The 16,724-nt window shown below is 69.2% G+C and carries 14 protein-coding genes and 1 pseudogene; 9 read left to right on the top strand and 6 right to left on the bottom strand.

Going from position 1 to position 16,724, the window contains the following annotated elements; genetic code table 11:
• Nucleotides 1–477, top strand: a pseudogene (locus VF536_RS25835) (16S rRNA (cytidine(1402)-2'-O)-methyltransferase); the annotation flags it as partial.
• 170 nt (nucleotides 478–647) lie between these two features.
• On the opposite strand, the gene VF536_RS25830 reads toward VF536_RS25835, so the two are convergent.
• On the bottom strand, nucleotides 648–989 hold the full coding sequence (locus tag VF536_RS25830; RefSeq protein WP_331617821.1) for a hypothetical protein: 342 nt from the start codon (nucleotides 987–989) through the stop codon (nucleotides 648–650).
• Nucleotides 990–1,215: 226 nt separating this feature from the next.
• On the opposite strand from VF536_RS25830, the gene tldD reads away from it, so the two are divergent.
• On the top strand, nucleotides 1,216–2,679 hold the full coding sequence (tldD, locus tag VF536_RS25825; protein WP_331617820.1) for a metalloprotease TldD: 1,464 nt from the start codon (nucleotides 1,216–1,218) through the stop codon (nucleotides 2,677–2,679).
• A 296-nt stretch (nucleotides 2,680–2,975) separates the two neighbouring features.
• Nucleotides 2,976–4,127, top strand: a complete 1,152-nt coding sequence (locus VF536_RS25820; protein ID WP_331617819.1) for a 3-deoxy-7-phosphoheptulonate synthase — start codon at nucleotides 2,976–2,978, stop codon at nucleotides 4,125–4,127.
• A gap of 45 nt (nucleotides 4,128–4,172) precedes the next feature.
• Here VF536_RS25820 and VF536_RS25815 read toward each other — a convergent pair whose 3' ends face one another.
• On the bottom strand, nucleotides 4,173–5,042 hold the full coding sequence (locus VF536_RS25815) for a lectin (RefSeq protein WP_331617818.1): 870 nt from the start codon (nucleotides 5,040–5,042) through the stop codon (nucleotides 4,173–4,175).
• Nucleotides 5,043–5,109: 67 nt separating this feature from the next.
• Nucleotides 5,110–5,496 (bottom strand): hypothetical protein, encoded by a 387-nt coding sequence (locus VF536_RS25810; RefSeq protein ID WP_331617817.1) that lies wholly within the window; start codon nucleotides 5,494–5,496, stop codon nucleotides 5,110–5,112.
• Between the two features lie 354 nt (nucleotides 5,497–5,850).
• Between VF536_RS25810 and VF536_RS25805 the strand changes: the two genes are divergently transcribed.
• Nucleotides 5,851–6,669: a M90 family metallopeptidase gene (locus VF536_RS25805; RefSeq protein WP_331617816.1), complete on the top strand. Its 819-nt coding sequence runs from the start codon at nucleotides 5,851–5,853 to the stop codon at nucleotides 6,667–6,669.
• A 6-nt stretch (nucleotides 6,670–6,675) separates the two neighbouring features.
• On the opposite strand, the gene VF536_RS25800 is transcribed toward VF536_RS25805, so the two are convergent.
• Complete coding sequence (locus tag VF536_RS25800) at nucleotides 6,676–7,227, bottom strand: protein phosphatase CheZ (RefSeq protein ID WP_331617815.1); 552 nt, start codon at nucleotides 7,225–7,227, stop codon at nucleotides 6,676–6,678.
• Nucleotides 7,228–7,513: 286 nt separating this feature from the next.
• Between VF536_RS25800 and VF536_RS25795 the strand changes: the two genes are divergently transcribed.
• Nucleotides 7,514–7,972: a hypothetical protein gene (locus VF536_RS25795; protein ID WP_331617814.1), complete on the top strand. Its 459-nt coding sequence runs from the start codon at nucleotides 7,514–7,516 to the stop codon at nucleotides 7,970–7,972.
• 43 nt (nucleotides 7,973–8,015) lie between these two features.
• On the opposite strand, the gene VF536_RS25790 is transcribed toward VF536_RS25795, so the two are convergent.
• Nucleotides 8,016–8,714, bottom strand: a complete 699-nt coding sequence (locus VF536_RS25790; RefSeq protein WP_331617813.1) for a CBS domain-containing protein — start codon at nucleotides 8,712–8,714, stop codon at nucleotides 8,016–8,018.
• Between the two features lie 78 nt (nucleotides 8,715–8,792).
• Entirely contained in the window at nucleotides 8,793–9,263 is a 471-nt protein-coding gene (locus tag VF536_RS25785; protein ID WP_088404959.1) for an Lrp/AsnC family transcriptional regulator, read from the bottom strand.
• 162 nt (nucleotides 9,264–9,425) lie between these two features.
• On the opposite strand from VF536_RS25785, the gene VF536_RS25780 reads away from it, so the two are divergent.
• The 4 genes from VF536_RS25780 (at nucleotide 9,426) to VF536_RS25765 (ending at nucleotide 16,714) form a co-directional block, all read left to right on the top strand.
• Complete coding sequence (locus VF536_RS25780) at nucleotides 9,426–13,013, top strand: indolepyruvate ferredoxin oxidoreductase family protein (RefSeq protein ID WP_331617812.1); 3,588 nt, start codon at nucleotides 9,426–9,428, stop codon at nucleotides 13,011–13,013.
• A gap of 77 nt (nucleotides 13,014–13,090) precedes the next feature.
• Nucleotides 13,091–14,659, top strand: a complete 1,569-nt coding sequence (locus tag VF536_RS25775) for a DUF1800 domain-containing protein (RefSeq protein ID WP_331617811.1) — start codon at nucleotides 13,091–13,093, stop codon at nucleotides 14,657–14,659.
• A 15-nt stretch (nucleotides 14,660–14,674) separates the two neighbouring features.
• Nucleotides 14,675–15,883, top strand: coding sequence for a DUF1501 domain-containing protein (locus VF536_RS25770; protein WP_331617810.1), 1,209 nt, complete (start codon nucleotides 14,675–14,677; stop codon nucleotides 15,881–15,883).
• A 351-nt stretch (nucleotides 15,884–16,234) separates the two neighbouring features.
• Nucleotides 16,235–16,714, top strand: a complete 480-nt coding sequence (locus tag VF536_RS25765) for a hypothetical protein (RefSeq protein ID WP_331617809.1) — start codon at nucleotides 16,235–16,237, stop codon at nucleotides 16,712–16,714.
• Nucleotides 16,715–16,724 lie beyond the last annotated feature (10 nt).

Here is a 16,724-nt window from a genome sequence, read left to right as displayed (position 1 = left end):
TTCCTGCCGACCAAGTCCGCAGAGCGTCGCAGCGCGCTGCAGGCGCTGACCGGCGCGCCGCACAGCCAGGTGCTGTTCGAGGCGCCACATCGCATCCAGGAACTGATCGCGCTGCTGGCCGAGCTCGCGCCCGAACAGACGCTGACGGTGTGCCGCGAGGTCACCAAGCAGTTCGAGACCATCCATACCGCGCCCTGCGCGACGCTGCCCGCCTGGATGGCCGCGGACAAGCAGCGCGAGCGCGGCGAGTTCGTGCTGGTGCTGCACGCGGCACCGGCGGTGTCCAGCACCGACGGCCTGCCCGAGGAGGCGCTGCGCACGCTGCGCGTGCTCGTGCGAGACCTGCCGCTGAAGCAGGCCGCGGCGCTGGCCGCCGAGCTCACCGGCGAGTCGCGCAAGGCGCTGTACCAGCAGGCGCTGGAATGGAAGCAGGACGCCGCAGGCGAGGATGAAGAAGACGCCGACGAGGCGCGCTGAATTCATCTTCCTGCGGAGACCCCGGCCCTCACCCCCGCCCTCTCCCGCAAGCGGGAGAGGGAGTGAGCATGCACCGAGCCATTCGGAGCAGGAGCACTGGGGTGGCTCCCTCTCCCGCTTGCGGGAGAGGGTTGGGGTGAGGGCCAGCGGCCTCGGCAGTCAGGACTGGATCACTTGCCCGCGGTCTTGCCGTTGTGCTTCGCGCGGCGGATGTCGGCACTGGCGACGTCCTGCTTGCGCTGCAGCTGGCGGCGTTCCTTCGCGGTGACGACGCCGTCGGACTTGGCCTTCGCCTCGGCGTTGTCGACGCGGGCCTGCTGCTTCTCCAGGTGCTGCGTTTCCTTCGCGGTCAGCTGACCGGAAGCGGCACCGTTGGCGATGCGCTGCTGCTGGTTCGCTTCGCGCTGGTCGACGCGCGGCGTGGCGGTCGAGGCCGGCGCGGCGGTCTGGGCGAACGCCGAAGCGGCGAGCAGGCTGGACACGAGGGCGATCGACAGGGACATGCGCTTCATCGAGGTTCTCCTTGGGAGGTTGGCTGCGGTTTTCGTTGCCGCTGAGGAGACAACGACGGGGCTGCCGGAAGCGGTGACCGGGTCGCCGTAAAGATCGGTGAAGCGATTGCTACGGATCGCTACCGCCCCTTCGCCGTGGAGGACCGGCGTCGGCCGGTCACCATCACCCAGACAGGGTCGCGACCGCCCGCGAGCGGGCACCCCGGGCGATGCCTACAATCAGCCGATGATTTCGCGCGAACCCACCCTCGCCCGCCTGGTCACCGCCCGTGCCCAGCTGCTCGAACCCTTCGGCCTGACCGATGCGTCGCTCTCGCAGGCCCTGCGCCTGATCACCGAGCACCGCGTCGACGACGCCGACCTCTACTTCCAGACCACCCGCGCGGAGGGCTGGAGCCTGGAGGAAGGCATCGTCAAGAGTGGCAGCTTCTCGATCGACCAGGGCGTGGGCGTGCGCGCCGTCGCCGGCGAGAAGACGGCGTTCGCCTACTCCGACGACATCTCCGAAGCCGCGCTGCTCGACGCCGCCCGCACCGTGCGCGCGATCGCGTCCGCCGGCCAGAGCCGCCGCGTGAAGGTGCCGACCGAGCCGATCGTGTCCGGCAGCCGCGCGCTCTACGGCGACGCCGACCCGATCGCCAGCCTGGACAGCGCGCAGAAGGTCGCCCTGCTGGAGCGCACCGAGCGCCTGGCCCGCGCCAAGGACCCGCGCATCGCGCAGGTGATGGCCGGCCTGGCCGCCGAGCACGAGGGGGTCCTGATCGCCCGCGCCGACGGCACGCTGGCCGCCGACGTGCGGCCGCTGGTGCGCTTGTCCGTCACCGTGATCGCCGAAAGCAACGGCCGCCGCGAAGTGGGTTCCGGCGGTGGCGGCGGGCGTTTCGGCCTGGCCTATTTCACCGACGAGATGATCGCCTCCTACGTCGAGCAGGCGGTGAGCGCGGCGCTGACCAACCTCGAATCGCGCCCGGCCCCGGCCGGCGAGATGACCGTCGTCCTCGGCCCGGGCTGGCCCGGCGTGCTGCTGCACGAGGCCGTCGGTCACGGCCTGGAAGGCGATTTCAACCGCAAGGGGTCGTCCACCTTCTCGGGCCGCATCGGCGAACGCGTCGCCGCCAAGGGCGTGACGGTGCTGGACGACGGCACCATCCCCGACCGCCGCGGTTCGCTCAACGTCGACGACGAGGGTTGCGCCTCGCAGCGCAACGTGCTGATCGAGGACGGCATCCTCAAGGGCTACATCCAGGATGCGATGAACGCGCGCCTGATGAAGGTCGCCCCGACCGGCAACGGCCGTCGCGAAAGCTACGCCCACGTGCCGATGCCGCGCATGACCAACACCTACATGCTGGGCGGCGACAAGGATCCGAAGGAGATCATCGCCAGCATCGACAAGGGCCTGTACGCGACCAACTTCGGCGGCGGTCAGGTGGACATCACCTCGGGCAAGTTCGTGTTCTCCGCCAGCGAGGCCTACTGGGTCGAGAACGGCAAGATCCAGTACCCGGTCAAGGGCGCCACCATCATCGGCAACGGCCCGGACGCGCTGACCCGCGTCAGCATGATCGGCAACGACATGCAGCTGGACACCGGCGTGGGCGTCTGCGGCAAGGAAGGCCAGAGCGTCCCGGTGGGCGTCGGCCAGCCGACGTTGCGCATCGACGGCCTGACCGTCGGCGGCACGGCCTGACCCCAGGTTCCACGAAGGCAGGCTTGCCCGATGTCGTCGCGCGACACGGGCGGCTGTCACCCCGCGGCGCTTGACGCGCCGCCGTGAGCACAGGCACTATTGGTCCCATGCGTTCCGCACCCAAGTTCTACTTTGCTTATTTTTGGTTCTCGCACCGCCCCGGCGGAGGAGAGGCGAACGCATAAGCAGAACGCCAAAGAATCCTCGAAAACCGCCGGGCCCCAAGCCCGGCGGTTTTTTTTCGGCCGGGCCCCGGGCACTCAGAGCCAAGCAGCCCACCACTGAAAGCGTCACCCATGAATGCCAAGTCGACCAGTCCTTATCCCAGCGCCACGCAGGCGGAGCGCTGGTATTCGCCGCAGGACAAGACCTCCCAGACCGACGACGAACGCATCCTGGACATCACGCCCTTGCCGCCTCCTGAACACCTCATCCGCTTCTTCCCGATCCGTGGCACGGCCATGGAGCAGCTCGTCGTCGGCACGCGCCAGCGCATCCGCAACATCATGCAGCGCAAGGACGACCGCCTGCTCGTGATCATCGGGCCCTGCTCGATCCACGACCCGGCCGCGGCGCTCGAGTACGCCAAGCGCCTGGTGACGCTGCGCGAGCAGCACGCCGACACGCTGGAGATCGTGATGCGCGTCTACTTCGAGAAGCCGCGCACGACGGTGGGCTGGAAGGGCCTGATCAACGACCCCTACCTCGACGAAAGCTACCGCATCGACGAGGGCCTGCGCATCGCGCGCCAACTGCTGCTGGAGATCAACCGGCTGGGCATGCCGGCGGGCTCGGAGTTCCTGGACGTGATCTCGCCGCAGTACATCGGCGACCTGATCAGCTGGGGCGCGATCGGCGCGCGCACCACCGAGAGCCAGGTTCACCGCGAACTGGCTTCGGGCCTGTCGGCGCCGATCGGCTTCAAGAACGGCACCGACGGCAACATCAAGATCGCGACCGACGCGATCCAGGCGGCGGCGCGGCCGCACCACTTCCTGTCGGTGCACAAGAACGGCCAGGTCGCGATCGTCGAGACCAAGGGCAACCGCGACTGCCACGTGATCCTGCGCGGCGGCAAGACGCCGAACTACGACGCCGCGAGCGTGGCCGTCGCCTGCGCGGACCTGGCGACCTCCAAGCTCGACACGCGGCTGATGGTCGACTGCTCGCATGCCAACAGCAGCAAGAACCATGAACGCCAGCTGGACGTGGCGCGCGACATCGCCGCGCAGATCCGCGCCGGCGGCACCAGCATCTTCGGCGTGATGGTGGAGAGCCACCTCAAGGGCGGCGCGCAGAAGTTCAGCCCCGGCAAGGATGATCCGTCCAAGCTGGAATACGGCAAGAGCATCACCGACGCCTGCCTGGCGTGGGACGACTCGATCGAGGTGCTGGACGTGCTCAGCGAGGCAGTCCGCGCCGCGCGCACGGAGACCGTCGCGCGCTGAGCACCGCGACCGGCGTCACAGCGGTCGGTCTCAAAGGGATCGGCCTCACCACGACCAGCGCTGGTTGTCCCCGCCGTTGCAGCGATACATGATGACGGCCGTGCCCGGGCGGGCGCGGCCGTTCTCCATGTCGAGGCACTTGCCGGAGTCCAGGCTGCGGATCTCGCCGCCGCGCGTGCGCCAGCGCTGGTTGGCGCCGCCGTTGCACTGATAGGCCATCACGCGCGCGCCGTCCGAGTTGTTGCTGTTGGCGACGTCCAGGCACAGGCCCGAGACGCGCAGCTCGCCGTTGCGGTTCCACTCGAAGCGCTGGTTGGCGCCGCCGTTGCAGTCGAAGACGATGAGGTTGCGGCCGGGACGCGCGCCGCCTTCGATGTCCAGGCACAGGCCGCCCTTGCCGCGGATCTGACGGCTGTTCCAGCCGGGGTCGCCCTGCCAGTCGCCGTCGCCGTCGTTGCCGCGGTCCTTGTCCTTGTCCTTGCTGCTGGCGATCAGCGCGATGCCGGCGATCACCGCCGCGGCGGCCACCGCGGCACCGATGTTGCTCGAGTTGTCCGAACTGCCGGCGCTGTCGCCCGTGCCACCGCTTCCGGCCGCCGCAATCGTGATCCTGAACCGGCCGCCGCAGCCGCCGTCGACCCACATCTCCTTGCTGGTCAGGTCGAAGCCCCAGGTCCGTCCGAAGCGGCAACCGCCGGCCGTCTGCTGCACGAGTTCCACATCGGTCGTGCCGTCCGGCAGCCGGTGGCTCTGATACCCGCCGCGCGAGTTCAGGTCGACGGTCTGCTCCGCCGCCCGTGCCGGCGCGCCGCCCAGGACGAGCCCGGCCGCGACCGGCGCCGCGATGGCACGTCGCATCCAGCGTACGCGCGCCGTCCGCCGCTGGAGCCGCTGGCCCCGCTGCTGTTGGTTCATGGTGTCCTCCCACCCGTGGCTCGATCCGCGCGCCACTCGCACACGGCCTCGGGCGATGCTAGGCGCGTCAGGCGGTGACGTCCAGCACGCGCGGCGTGCCGCCGGCACGGTCGACGTGGCTGACGAGCAGCGGGCCGAGTTCCACCTGCACGCGCAGGTCCGGGAAGTTGGCCGCGGTGTAGGTCCCGTGCGAGTACGGCGGCGACTCGATGCGGCTGACCGGCGGCGCTTCCTGGCCGAGGGGGTGACGGCCGTAGGTGACGTCGGCGCTGTTCCGCGCGTACATCTCCTTGAGCGGACCTTCCGTCCCGATGAACGGGGACAGGCGCAGCACGACGGACGGCGCGGGTCCATCCAGCATCTCCTGCTGGACTTTCGCGCGGTACTGCTGCAGCGGACTGACGTCGAACGGCGACGTCCTCAGCGACGTCGCCTGCACTTCCGAAAACTTCAAATCGCCTCGACGGCCACCGCACCTTCCAGCCGGTCGCCGCCCTCCCTCATGCTCGTCTGTTCATCTCAAGGCGACCGTCTCCCGGCGGCGCTTTAATCAGCGCTCAAGTCCGCAGTCGTCCAGGCCGAAATTGTCCGGGTCGCGCATGACGGGTCCGGGCGTCTTCGCCCTCGCGCCGACCGTCAATCGCCCGGCGCGTCGGACTTCGTCGCGTCGGCGCCGCAGTCCTGTTCGAACCGCGATTCCCGACGGGGTTCGCCAGACGAGGGAGCAAGACCTGACCCGCTCTTGAAAAGCGCCGGGCATGCGCGCATCTTGGTCCCCTTGCAGCGAAGCGCCGAGGCGCTCACCGCCATGACCTTGCTGTTGCTTGCGCTGATCGCGGCGCTGATCTGCTTCTGGCTGATGAGCCACTCCTGGCGGCAGGCGCGTCGCCGCGCCCGGCTGCGCGCCAAGGCCTTCCCCGCCGCGTGGCGCGCGATCCTGCGCCGCAACGTGCCGCAGGTCGCGCGGCTGCCGGCGGACCTGCAACTCCGGCTCAAGCGCCAGATGCAGGTCTTCCTCGCGGAAAAGTCCTTCATCGGCTGCGCCGGCCAGGTCATCACCGACGAGGTCCGCGTGACCATCGCCGCATTGGCGACACTGCCGCTGCTCGGCCGCACGCGCGGCTACTACCCCAAGCTGCATACGGTGCTGGTCTATCCGGGGGCGTTCATCGTCGACCGCGTGAGACATCAGGGTCCGTTGCAGATGCAGGACCGGCAGGTGCTGAGCGGTGAATCCTGGGGCGAGGGCCAGGTCGTGCTGTCCTGGGACGACGTGCTGCGCGACGCCGCCCACCCGGAGCGCGGACACAACGTCGCGGTGCACGAGTTCGCGCACCAGCTCGACCAGGTCAAGGGTCTGGCCAACGGCGCGCCGTGGCTGGGCAACCGGGCGCGGCAGGCGCGCTGGGCGGTGGTGATGCAGCAGAGCTTCGACCTGCTGCGCGCGCGGCTGGCCGCGGGCGAGCCCGATCCACTGGGCGACTATGCAGCCACGGAGCCGGCCGAGTTCTTCGCGGTCGCGAGCGAACGCTTCTTCGGGCAGCCTTGGGCGCTGGCGCAGGCGCATCCCGCGCTGTACGGGGAACTGCGCCGGTATTACGAGGTGGACCCGATGGTCTGGTCCTGAGCCGCTTCAGAAGCCCATTTCGGCCAGCATCGCGTCGACGTCGTCCTGCTGCAGCGCCTTGTCCGGCGTCTGCACACCGGCAAGCTGTTCTTCCGCAGCGGTGGTCGGCGCGGCGTGCTCCTGCCCGGCAAGCAGCTGTTGCAGCGGCTCCTCCGCGGGGCGCAGCATGCCCAGCACCTTGTTGATCACCTGGCCGGACAGATCCTGGAAATCCTGGGCCATCATGATCTCGGTCTGCAGGCCCTTCATGCGGTCCGCGAAACCGGCGGCGCCGGCCGCGTAGGCGGCGCACAGCCGCATCATCGCGCGGGCGCGCTCGACGCTCAGGTCCGGCGCGGCCGCCAGACGCTGCAAGGACTCCGACAACTCGTGGCCCTGACGCGCCACCGCCTGCGCGTCGTCCTGCGCCGACTCGACGATCCCCAGCACCTTGTTGGCGGCCTGGTCGGTCATGCGCTTGACGTAGTCCAGACGCTCGCAGGCATCCGGCAACTCGTGCGACAGCTTCTGCAGCGCCTGATGCGCGGCGGTCGTGAGAGGGGTATCGGATTGGGGCATGGTGTTCGAGCTCGCGAAGGTGGACGCAGGGTCGGCGTGTGGATTCGCGCGATATGCGCACTGCGCCACTTCGGGCGCTTGAGAGCGCCCGGAAGGCGCTCTTTGGAGGTGCAGAAATCTTAGTTCTGCAACTGCTGTAACCAACGGAAAGGGTCGCGGGCACCCGTGCATTTTTGGTGGGGAGCCCCGCATTTAAGTAGTTGACCCGGGCAGTCGCCTGTAGCCTTCATCCCGTCCGTCTTCGGTCCGCCCTTGCTGGTGTTTTTTTGGCAAAGCGATCCGTCTCATGAACATGGCCACCACCCGTCCTTCGCCCGGTTTGTCTCGCGCCAACACGCGATCCGGTTCGACGTCCACGTCGCGCTCCCCGTCGAGCGCTTCGCGCGACGACGGGCGGAGCTTCGCCGCCGCGCCTCGTGCACAGGCGGCGACGCCGGCACCGCCCTCCGCGTTGCGCGATGTCAGCGACATCGTCGTCGGCGTGGCGCTGATGCTGGGCGTGCTGTTCGCGTTGCTGATGCTGACGCTGTACACCCGGGACTCGATGGTCATCGGCAAGGCGCTGCAGGACCAGAGCCAAGGTCAGGCGCGCGGCACCCTGATCTGCAAGGACGGGAAGGTCGCCCGCGGCGACGGCTCGCTGCCGGACCGCATCGTCGAGGACGGCGTGTTCGTCTGCACCGACTGGCGCACGCTGCAGGCGATCGAGCAGGAAGAGTCCGAGCGCGGGATGCGCAAGTACTGACCCCGAGGGGCCGCCAAGCGGGCGATCCGTCCTTCGGCGATCGTCAGGACCAGAGGTCCAGCGGCGGTTCGTGCGTCATGCCGCGCAGCAGATCGCTGCGCGAGAGAAAGCCGATCAGGCGGCCGTTGTCGTCGCCCACCGGCAGGCCGGGCAGGCCCAGGTCGAGCATCAACTGGGCGGCTTCCCGCAACGGCGTGTCGGGCTGCGCGACCGGCACCGGCGTCCACATCACGTCGTCCACCGGCGCGGCCAGCCGCCGCGCGATGACCATGATCTCGGCCATCTCCTCGAGATCCTCCGCCAGGCCGCGCGTGAGATCGCCGCGCGTCACCAGACCGCGCACCTCGCCTTGAGGCCCGAGCACCGGCGCCTGCGCGACACCGACGCGCGACATCGTCCGCATCGCCTGCCGCAGCGGCGAGCCCGACATCACGCTGATCAGTTTGCGGCTCATCAGCTGATGCACCTGCGTGAGCGGTACACGCGTGGTGTCGCCGGCGTAGGCGGCCAGCGCCTCGTGCGCCATGTAGGCCGAAGGTCCGAATCCCGGTCCGCCGCCGACACCGCCGCCGCCGCCCTGCCCCACACCCGCGAGCACGACCGTCGACGGCGTCAGATCGCCCTGCCGCGCGGTCGGCGCCACGGCGCGCGTGCGCGCCACCGCCTGCACCGGAGCCAGGTCCCGGACCTGCTCCAGGCCGCCGGTGAGGATCTTTCCGGAAGTGCCGTAGACGGAGAACATGGCGTCAGGATCTCACGTCGAAAACGCGATGCCCATTGAGGAGAACGCGCACCCTGGCAGCGCAGATCACGGCACCGGTCACGGCACCGGATACGCGGTCTCGTACTTCACCTCGCGCAGCACCACGTTGCTGCGCACGCTGGCCACGCCCGGGACGCGGAACACCTTGCTCTGCAGGAACTGGTCGTAGGCCTTCATGTCCGGCGCGACGATCTTGATGACGTAGTCCGCCTCGCCGGTGATGGCCTGGCATTCGACGATCTCCGGACTGCCCGCGACCATCGCCTCGAAAGCGTCCACCGCGCCCTCCGTGTGCCGCACCAGGCTGACGTTCGCCAGGACGCAGATCGACAGGCCGAGCTGTTCGCGGTCCACCAGCGCCACGTGACGGCGGATCACCCCCCGCTCCTCCAGCTCCTTGACCCGGCGCCAGACCGGCGTGGCCGAGAGCCCCACCTTGTCCGCCAGCTGCTGCGTGCTCTGGCGCGCGTCGGCCTGCAACGCCTCCAGGATCAAGCGGGTCGCCCGATCGAAACGTTCATTCTCCATATTGACGCCTTCTGAGTATGAATTGATCGATCCATGCCGCCGCACTAGTAAACGGAGCAAGAAAGTTCGCATTGTCTCGGAAAGAATCCCCTCATCGATCCATCTACAAATCCGAGCCGACCGGCATGCCCCGGCCGGCTCGCCCCATTGGGGAGACAAGCCATGACCGAAGCCAGTCTTGCCGTCGCGCCGGCCCTGCGCCCCTACCAGCTCTCCGACAACCTGGCCGCCAGCGCCGGGCCGGTGTTCCTGACCGGCACCCAGGCGCTCGTGCGCCTGCTGCTGATGCAGAAGGCGCAGGACGAGCGCCAGGGCCTGAAGACCGCCGGCTTCGTCAGCGGCTACCGCGGCAGCCCGCTGGGCATGGTCGACCAGCAGCTGTGGAAGGCGAAGAAGTTCCTCGACAAGGCGGAAGTCAACTTCCTGCCCGCGATCAACGAGGACCTCGCCGCCACCGCCTGCCTGGGCGTGCAGCGCGTGGCGCTGGACCCGAAGCGCACCGTCGACGGCGTGTTCGCCATGTGGTACGGCAAGGGCCCGGGCGTGGACCGCTCCGGCGACGCGCTCAAGCACGGCAACGTGTACGGCACGGCGAAGCAGGGCGGCGTGCTCGTCGTCTGCGGCGACGACCACGGCTGCGTGTCCTCGTCGACGCCGCACCAGAGCGACCTGGCGCTGCAGGCCTGGTCGATGCCGCTGGTGCATCCGGGCAACGTCGCCGAGTACCTCGAGTTCGGCCTCTACGGCTGGGCGCTGTCGCGCTTCTCGGGCGCCTGGGTCGGCTTCAAGGCGATCTCGGAAGTGGTCGAGTCGGGCATGACGGTCGACCTCGACGCGGTGCCCATGGACTTCGAGCTGCCCGTCGACCACACGCCGCCGACCAACCTCCACATCCGTTCCGTCGACCTGCCGTCGCTGGAGCTGGAGTCGCGCCTCGCGCACAAGATCGACGCGGTGCTGGCCTTCGCCAAGGTCAACTCGATCGACAAGCACATCGTCGTCAGCCCGCGCGCGTCGCTGGGCATCGTGACCGTCGGCAAGGCGCATTACGACTTCATGGAAGTGCTGCGCCGCCTGGACCTGGACCCCAACGCGCTGGCCGCCGCCGGCGTGCGGGTCTACAAGGTCGGCCTCGTCTACCCGCTGGAGCCGACGCGCATCCGCGAGTTCGCGCAGGGCCTGACCGACATGCTGGTCATCGAGGAAAAGGCGCCCGTCGTCGAACGCCAGATCAAGGAACTGCTGTACCACCTGCCCGACGCGCAGCGTCCGCGCGTGGTCGGCAAGTCCGATGAACACGGGGCGGCCGTGCTCAGCGCGCTCGGCGAGCTGCGGCCGTCGCGCATCATGCCGACCGTCGCCGACTGGCTCGCACGGTTGAACCCGGCGCTGGACCGGCGCCATCTGGTCGTCGACTTCCTGACGCCCTGCCTGCTGTCCAACAGCGCCGACGCGGTGCGCCGCCAGCCCTACTTCTGCTCGGGCTGCCCGCACAACACCTCGACCAAGCTGCCCGAGGGCTCGCGCGCGCTGGCCGGCATCGGCTGCCACTTCATGGCGAGCTGGATGGAACGCGGCACCTCGGGCCTGATCCAGATGGGCGCGGAAGGCGTCGACTGGGCGGCGCATTCGCGCTTCACGACCGAGAAGCATGTCTTCCAGAACCTGGGCGACGGCACCTACTACCACTCGGGCTACCTGGCGATCCGGCAGGCCATCGCGGCCAAGGCCAACATCACCTACAAGATCCTCTACAACGACGCGGTCGCGATGACCGGCGGGCAGCCGGTCGACGGCCAGACCTCGGTGCCGCAGATCGCGCGCCAGGTCGAGGCCGAAGGCGTGAAGCGTCTGGTCGTGGTCTCCGACGACATCGAGAAGTACGAAGGCCACCACGGCCTCTTCCCGACGGGCACGACCTTCCACGACCGGTCCGAACTGGACGCCGTGCAGCGCGAGCTGCGCGAGATCGCCGGCGTCACCGTGCTGATCTACGACCAGACCTGCGCTGCGGAGAAGCGCCGCCGCCGCAAGAAGGGCGAGTTCCCCGACCCCGACAAGCGCATCTTCATCAACGAGTCCGTCTGCGAAGGCTGCGGCGATTGCGGCCAGGCGAGCAACTGCCTGTCGGTCGTGCCGGTGGAGACCGACTTCGGCCGCAAGCGCGTCATCGAGCAGAGCAGCTGCAACAAGGACTTCAGCTGCGTGAACGGCTTCTGCCCGAGCTTCGTCTCGGTGCACGGCGCCAAGCTGAAGAAACGCGCCGGCGCGGCTTTCGGACCTGCGGACCTGGCGCGCGAGATCGCCGCGATCCTGCCACCCGCGCCCTGGGCGTGGACGGGTCCCTTCGACATGCTGGTCACCGGCGTCGGCGGCACCGGTGTCGTGACCGTGGGCGCGCTGGTCACGATGGCCGCGCACCTGGAAGGCAAGCAGAGCTCGGTGCTGGACTTCATGGGCTTCGCGCAGAAGGGCGGCGCGGTGCTGTCCTTCGTGCGCGTGGCGCCGACGCAGGACCTGCTCAACCAGGTCCGCATCGACACGCAGCAGGCCGACGTGCTGCTGGCCTGCGACATGGTCGTGGGTGCGAGCGCCGACGCGCTGGCCACGATCAAGGCCGGCCGCACGGTGATCCTGGCCAACACGCATGAACTGCCGACCGCCGCCTTCGTCCGCAACCCGGACGCGAGCCTGCAGGCCGATGCGCTGATCGCCAAGATGCGCCACGCCGTCGGCGAGGGCAAGGACCTGCTCGCCAGCATCGACGCGCAGGACATCGCCAAGCGCTTGATGGGCGACACCATGCCCAGCAACATCATCATGCTGGGCGCCTGCTGGCAGCGCGGCCTGGTGCCGGTGTCCTTCGAGGCGCTGATGCGCGCGATCGAGCTGAACGGCGTCGCCATCGAGAACAACAAGACCGCCTTCGCGCTGGGTCGCCTCGCGATCGCCGCGCCGGAAGCGCTGCGCCGCCTGGCCGGCGAGCAGCCCGGTTCCGCGGTGCAGTGGTTCAACTTCGACCAGCTCGACGACAAGGACGGCCAGCCCGGTCTCATCGCGCGCCGAAAGGCCTTCCTGACCGACTACCAGGACGCCGCCTACGCCTCGCGTTACGAGGCGCTGGTGCAGCGCGTGCGCGCCGCCGAGTCCGCGCTCGGCGATGCCGGCAAGGGCCTGCGCCTGACCAAGGCCGTCGCGCGCTATTACGCCAAGCTGCTCGCGATCAAGGACGAATACGAGGTCGCCCGCCTGTACACCGACGGCAAGTTCGAAGCCGCGCTGAAGGCGCAGTTCGAGGACTGGGATCACCTGAGCTTCCACATGGCCCCGCCGCTGCTGTCCAAGCCGGGCGCCGACGGCCGCGCGAAGAAGGTCGAGCTCGGCTCGTGGACCTTCAAGGCGCTGAAGACGCTGGCGAAGTTCAAGGGCCTGCGCGGCGGCGTGCTCGACATCTTCGGCAAGACCGAAGAGCGCCGCATCGAGCGCCAGCTGGTCCGCGACTACGAAACGCTCGTCGACGAGCTGCTGGAGCACCTGAGCGCGGACAAGCTCGACGTCGCCATCAAGCTCGCGCGACTGCCCGAAGGCATCCGCGGCTACGGCCACGTGAAGCTGGCGAACGTCGTCACCGTGCGCGCGCAGTGGAAGGATCTGCTGGACCGCTTCCACGGTCGCGCGGTCGAAGCGCCCATCGCCGTCGTGCCGATGACGAAGGCCCCCGAACGGGTAAAGGGCGTGGCCGAGCTCTGAGGGCAAGAGACGCTACAACTGTGAAGTAGCGCAAAGGCCACTGGACACGGTCGACACGAGGGCGGCATGCTTGTCGCATGTCACCTTCGACCAACGCTTCGAACGCCGCGTCGACCAACGGATTTCAACGCCGATCGCTGCTGCTGGGCGCGACGGCGACCGCGGCGCTCGCGGCGTGCGGCGGACTGCCTTCGGCGCCCGATATCCCGATGGACGCCTCGCAGCGCCTGCGCGCGGCCAACCGCATCGGCTGGGGCGCGACGCAATCCCAGCTGGGCGAGATCGAACGCCGCGGCTGGGGTCCTTATGTCGAACGACAGCTCCGCGCGGATGCCAGCGCGAAGATGCCCGCGCCGGTCCAGGCCCGCATCGACGCGATGGGCATCAGCCAGGGCACCCTGCCGTCGCGCGTGTGGGCGGCGGAGTCCTTCCGGCGCAACGGCGACAACAAGAGCGCGACCGAGGAAGAGCGTGTCGCCGCGCGCAAGGCCTATCAGGAGGCTCAGGGGCTCGCCGCGCGCGAGACCGGCGAGCGCCAGCTGCTGCGCGAGCTCTACGCCGAGCAGCAACTGCTCGAACAGCTGTCGTGGTTCTGGTTCAACCACTTCAACGTGCACCAGGGCAAGCGCGACATCCGGCTGATGCTGGCCGATTACCAGGACCGCGCGCTGCGTCCGCATGCGCTCGGTTCGTTCCGCGCGATGCTGGGAGCGGTCGCGCGACATCCGGCGATGCTGCGCTATCTCGACAACGATCAGAACGCCGTGCGCGCGATCAACGAGAACTACGCGCGCGAGCTGCTGGAACTCCACACGCTGGGCGTCGACGGCGGCTACACGCAGCGCGACGTGCAGGAACTGGCGCGCGTGCTGACGGGCTTCGGCGTGCGCGTCGATCCCGAGCCGGCGAAGGTCGCACCGCGCTTCGAGGCGCTCTACAAGCGCGACGGCCTGTTCGAGTTCCACCCCGGCCGCCACGACTTCGGCGACAAGCAGATGCTGGGCCGAACGATCAAGGGCCGCGGCGCCGAGGAACTCGACGAGGTGCTGGACCTGCTGGTCGCGCAGCCGGCGACGGCGCGTTTCGTCTGCGGCAAGCTGGCGGTGTTCTTCCTCGGCGAGCAGCCGCCGCAGGACGTGGTCGACGCGATGGCGGCCGCCTTCCTGAGAACGAAGGGCGACCTGCCCGCGACGCTGCGCCCGATGCTGTACGCACCTCAGTTCGCCTCCGCGGACACGCCGCGGTTCAAGGATCCGCACGTCTACCTGCTCTCCAGCCTGCGCGCGGGCTTCGAGCAGCGGGAACTGCAGAACGCGCAGCCGCTGCAGAACTGGCTGCGCCGGCTCGGCCAGGGTCTCTACGACAAGCAGACGCCGGACGGCTACCCGTTGACGGCGGACGCCTGGAACAGCCCGGGGCAGATGACCTTGAGATTCGAGGTCGCGCGCCAGATCGGCGGCGGCGCGGTGGCGCTGTACCGGCCCGAGGGCACGAACACGCCGGTCCCGCTGCCGGACCTGCAGCCGCTGCGTGCGCGCGTCGAGCCGACGCTCGCACCGGCGACGCGCACGGCGCTCGCCCAGACCACGACGCCGCAGCAATGGCTGACGCTGTGGCTCTCCAGTCCTGACTTCATGTATCGCTGACCGGAGCCGTTGACCATGCAACGACGTCACCTCCTGCAAACGCTCGCCGCGGCACCGTTGGCGATGTCCGGCGCGCGGCTGTTCGCAGCGGGCGCGGACAGGCCGCGCTTCCTGCTGGTGTTCCTGCGCGGCGGCTACGACGCCACCAACCTGCTGATCCCCACCAGCGGCAGCTTCTATTACGAGCAGCGCCCGCGCATCGCGATCGCGAGACCATCGCCAACGGACGCGGCCTCGGCGCTTGCGCTGAACGCCGACTGGGGCCTGCACCCTGCCCTGCGCAACAGCGTGTTCCCGCTGGCGCAGGCGGGCCAGGCGCGATTCCTCCCGTTCGCCGGCACCGAGGACCTCTCGCGCAGCCACTTCGAGACGCAGGACAGCATCGAACTCGGACAGCCGGTAGGCGGTTCGCGCGACTACAACTCCGGCTTCCTGAATCGTCTGGCGGCCGAGCTGGATGCGCAGCAGGCGCTGTCGTTCACGGACCAGTTGCCGATCGCCTTCCGCGGTCCGGTGCGTATCGCCAACGCTGGCCTGCGCGAGACCGCGCGCCCCGCCGTCGACGCGAAGAACCGCGCGCTGATCGCGAGCATGTACCAGGGCCAGAGCCTCGGCGCTTCGGTGGAGGAAGGGCTCGCGCTCCGCGAGGAACTCGCGCGCGACCTGTCCCCCGACCGGATGAAGACGATGACCGACGCCGCCGGCCGCAACGCGATTCCCGCCAAGGGATTCGAGCTGGAGGCGCGCCGCATCGCGACGCTGATGCGGGGGCGTTTCAGCCTCGGCTTCATCGACGTCGGCGGCTGGGACACGCACGTCAACCAGGGCGGCGCGACCGGCCAGTTGGCCAACCGCTTCGAGGAAGTCGGCCGCGGCCTGGCGGGCATCGCCGACGAACTCGGGCCGGACCTGTGGCGCCAGACCACCGTGATGGTGATCAGCGAGTTCGGCCGCACCTTCCGCGAGAACGGCAACCGCGGCACCGACCACGGTCACGGCAGCGTGTACTGGCTGCTGGGCGGCGGTCTCGCGTCCGGCGGTCCGGTGGCCGGCGACCAGATCGCGCTGACGGCGACCTCGCTGTTCCAGAACCGCGACTACCCGGTGCTCAACGACTACCGCGCCGTGCTGGGCGGCCTGTGGCAGCGCCAGTTCGGCCTGTCCAACGAGGCCCTGACCCGCGTCTTCCCCGGCGTCCGTCCCAAGGACCTTCGGCTGATCTGACGCTCCTTCGCCCAAAGCCCCCAGACCCGGCAAGCGCTTCCCTCCACAGGGCTTGCAGATGAGAGCAATTCTCATCTAGGATCAACCACAAACGAGAAGACTCCTGCGGGTTCCGACCCCGCGCGACCAATGCAAATTGCAGAGAGGTTGCGCCGCGAATCGATCGGCATCGTTTCGCGGCTCGACCTCTCTTTTCTTTTTGCCTTTGCGTCGGGCGCCGGTCTTGCCAGATCCCCCTTCCCGTTCCGCCACAGCAAGCGTCCCTGCCAGCCCGTGTCCGCCCGTGTTTCCCGGTGTTCGCCGGTGTTCTCCGGTGTTCCGCGGTTCACGCCTCGATCGTCAGGACTCGCCATGCCCTTGCTGCCTTCCCACTCGCCCGCGCCGCGCGGCCCGTCCGTCTCCGCGTCCGCCTCCGCGACGGGGCTCCCTCCCGCGGGGGAGACGCGTGCCGCTCCGATGGCGGTCGACGGGGGATGCGCCGCCGCCGATCATCCGAGCGTGGAATGCCTGCGCTGGATGGCGTTGAAGATCACCTGCGGCCTCGCCCCCGACGAACCGGCGCTGCTGAGGCGGCACCAGCTGGCGCTGGAACAGCTGGTCGACGCCGGCGTCCTCGCGGCGATCCCCGCTCACGAACAGGCCCTCCGGCTGCTGTACGGCGCCGCTCACAACACGCTGCTACCCTGGCATTGGCGATGTGCCTGCCTGGATCAGCTCAACCGTCCGCTGGCGGCGCTGCACCGGCTGGCCGACGCCCAGGGCGACGCCGCCCTCGTCGCGCGCCTGCAGCGCTTCCATTGGCGTCTGAGCCGCAGCCCCCTCCAGGAATGACCAGGAAAGA

Source organism: Roseateles sp., from assembly GCF_036486225.1.
In the GTDB taxonomy this organism is placed as follows: Bacteria; Pseudomonadota; Gammaproteobacteria; order Burkholderiales; family Burkholderiaceae_C; genus Roseateles.
The sequence above is the reverse complement of the archived record's forward strand: the minus strand, read 5'-3'. Positions and strand labels throughout refer to the sequence as shown.

Coding starts and splice junctions, on each gene's coding strand:
- VF536_RS25830 (WP_331617821.1), bottom strand. CDS start 989: ATGAAGCGCATGTCCCTGTCGATCGCCCTCGTGTCCAGCCTGCTCGCC.
- tldD (WP_331617820.1), top strand. CDS start 1,216: ATGATTTCGCGCGAACCCACCCTCGCCCGCCTGGTCACCGCCCGTGCC.
- VF536_RS25820 (WP_331617819.1), top strand. CDS start 2,976: ATGAATGCCAAGTCGACCAGTCCTTATCCCAGCGCCACGCAGGCGGAG.
- VF536_RS25815 (WP_331617818.1), bottom strand. CDS start 5,042: ATGAACCAACAGCAGCGGGGCCAGCGGCTCCAGCGGCGGACGGCGCGC.
- VF536_RS25805 (WP_331617816.1), top strand. CDS start 5,851: ATGACCTTGCTGTTGCTTGCGCTGATCGCGGCGCTGATCTGCTTCTGG.
- VF536_RS25800 (WP_331617815.1), bottom strand. CDS start 7,227: ATGCCCCAATCCGATACCCCTCTCACGACCGCCGCGCATCAGGCGCTG.
- VF536_RS25795 (WP_331617814.1), top strand. CDS start 7,514: ATGAACATGGCCACCACCCGTCCTTCGCCCGGTTTGTCTCGCGCCAAC.
- VF536_RS25790 (WP_331617813.1), bottom strand. CDS start 8,714: ATGTTCTCCGTCTACGGCACTTCCGGAAAGATCCTCACCGGCGGCCTG.
- VF536_RS25785 (WP_088404959.1), bottom strand. CDS start 9,263: ATGGAGAATGAACGTTTCGATCGGGCGACCCGCTTGATCCTGGAGGCG.
- VF536_RS25780 (WP_331617812.1), top strand. CDS start 9,426: ATGACCGAAGCCAGTCTTGCCGTCGCGCCGGCCCTGCGCCCCTACCAG.
- VF536_RS25775 (WP_331617811.1), top strand. CDS start 13,091: ATGTCACCTTCGACCAACGCTTCGAACGCCGCGTCGACCAACGGATTT.
- VF536_RS25770 (WP_331617810.1), top strand. CDS start 14,675: ATGCAACGACGTCACCTCCTGCAAACGCTCGCCGCGGCACCGTTGGCG.
- VF536_RS25765 (WP_331617809.1), top strand. CDS start 16,235: ATGCCCTTGCTGCCTTCCCACTCGCCCGCGCCGCGCGGCCCGTCCGTC.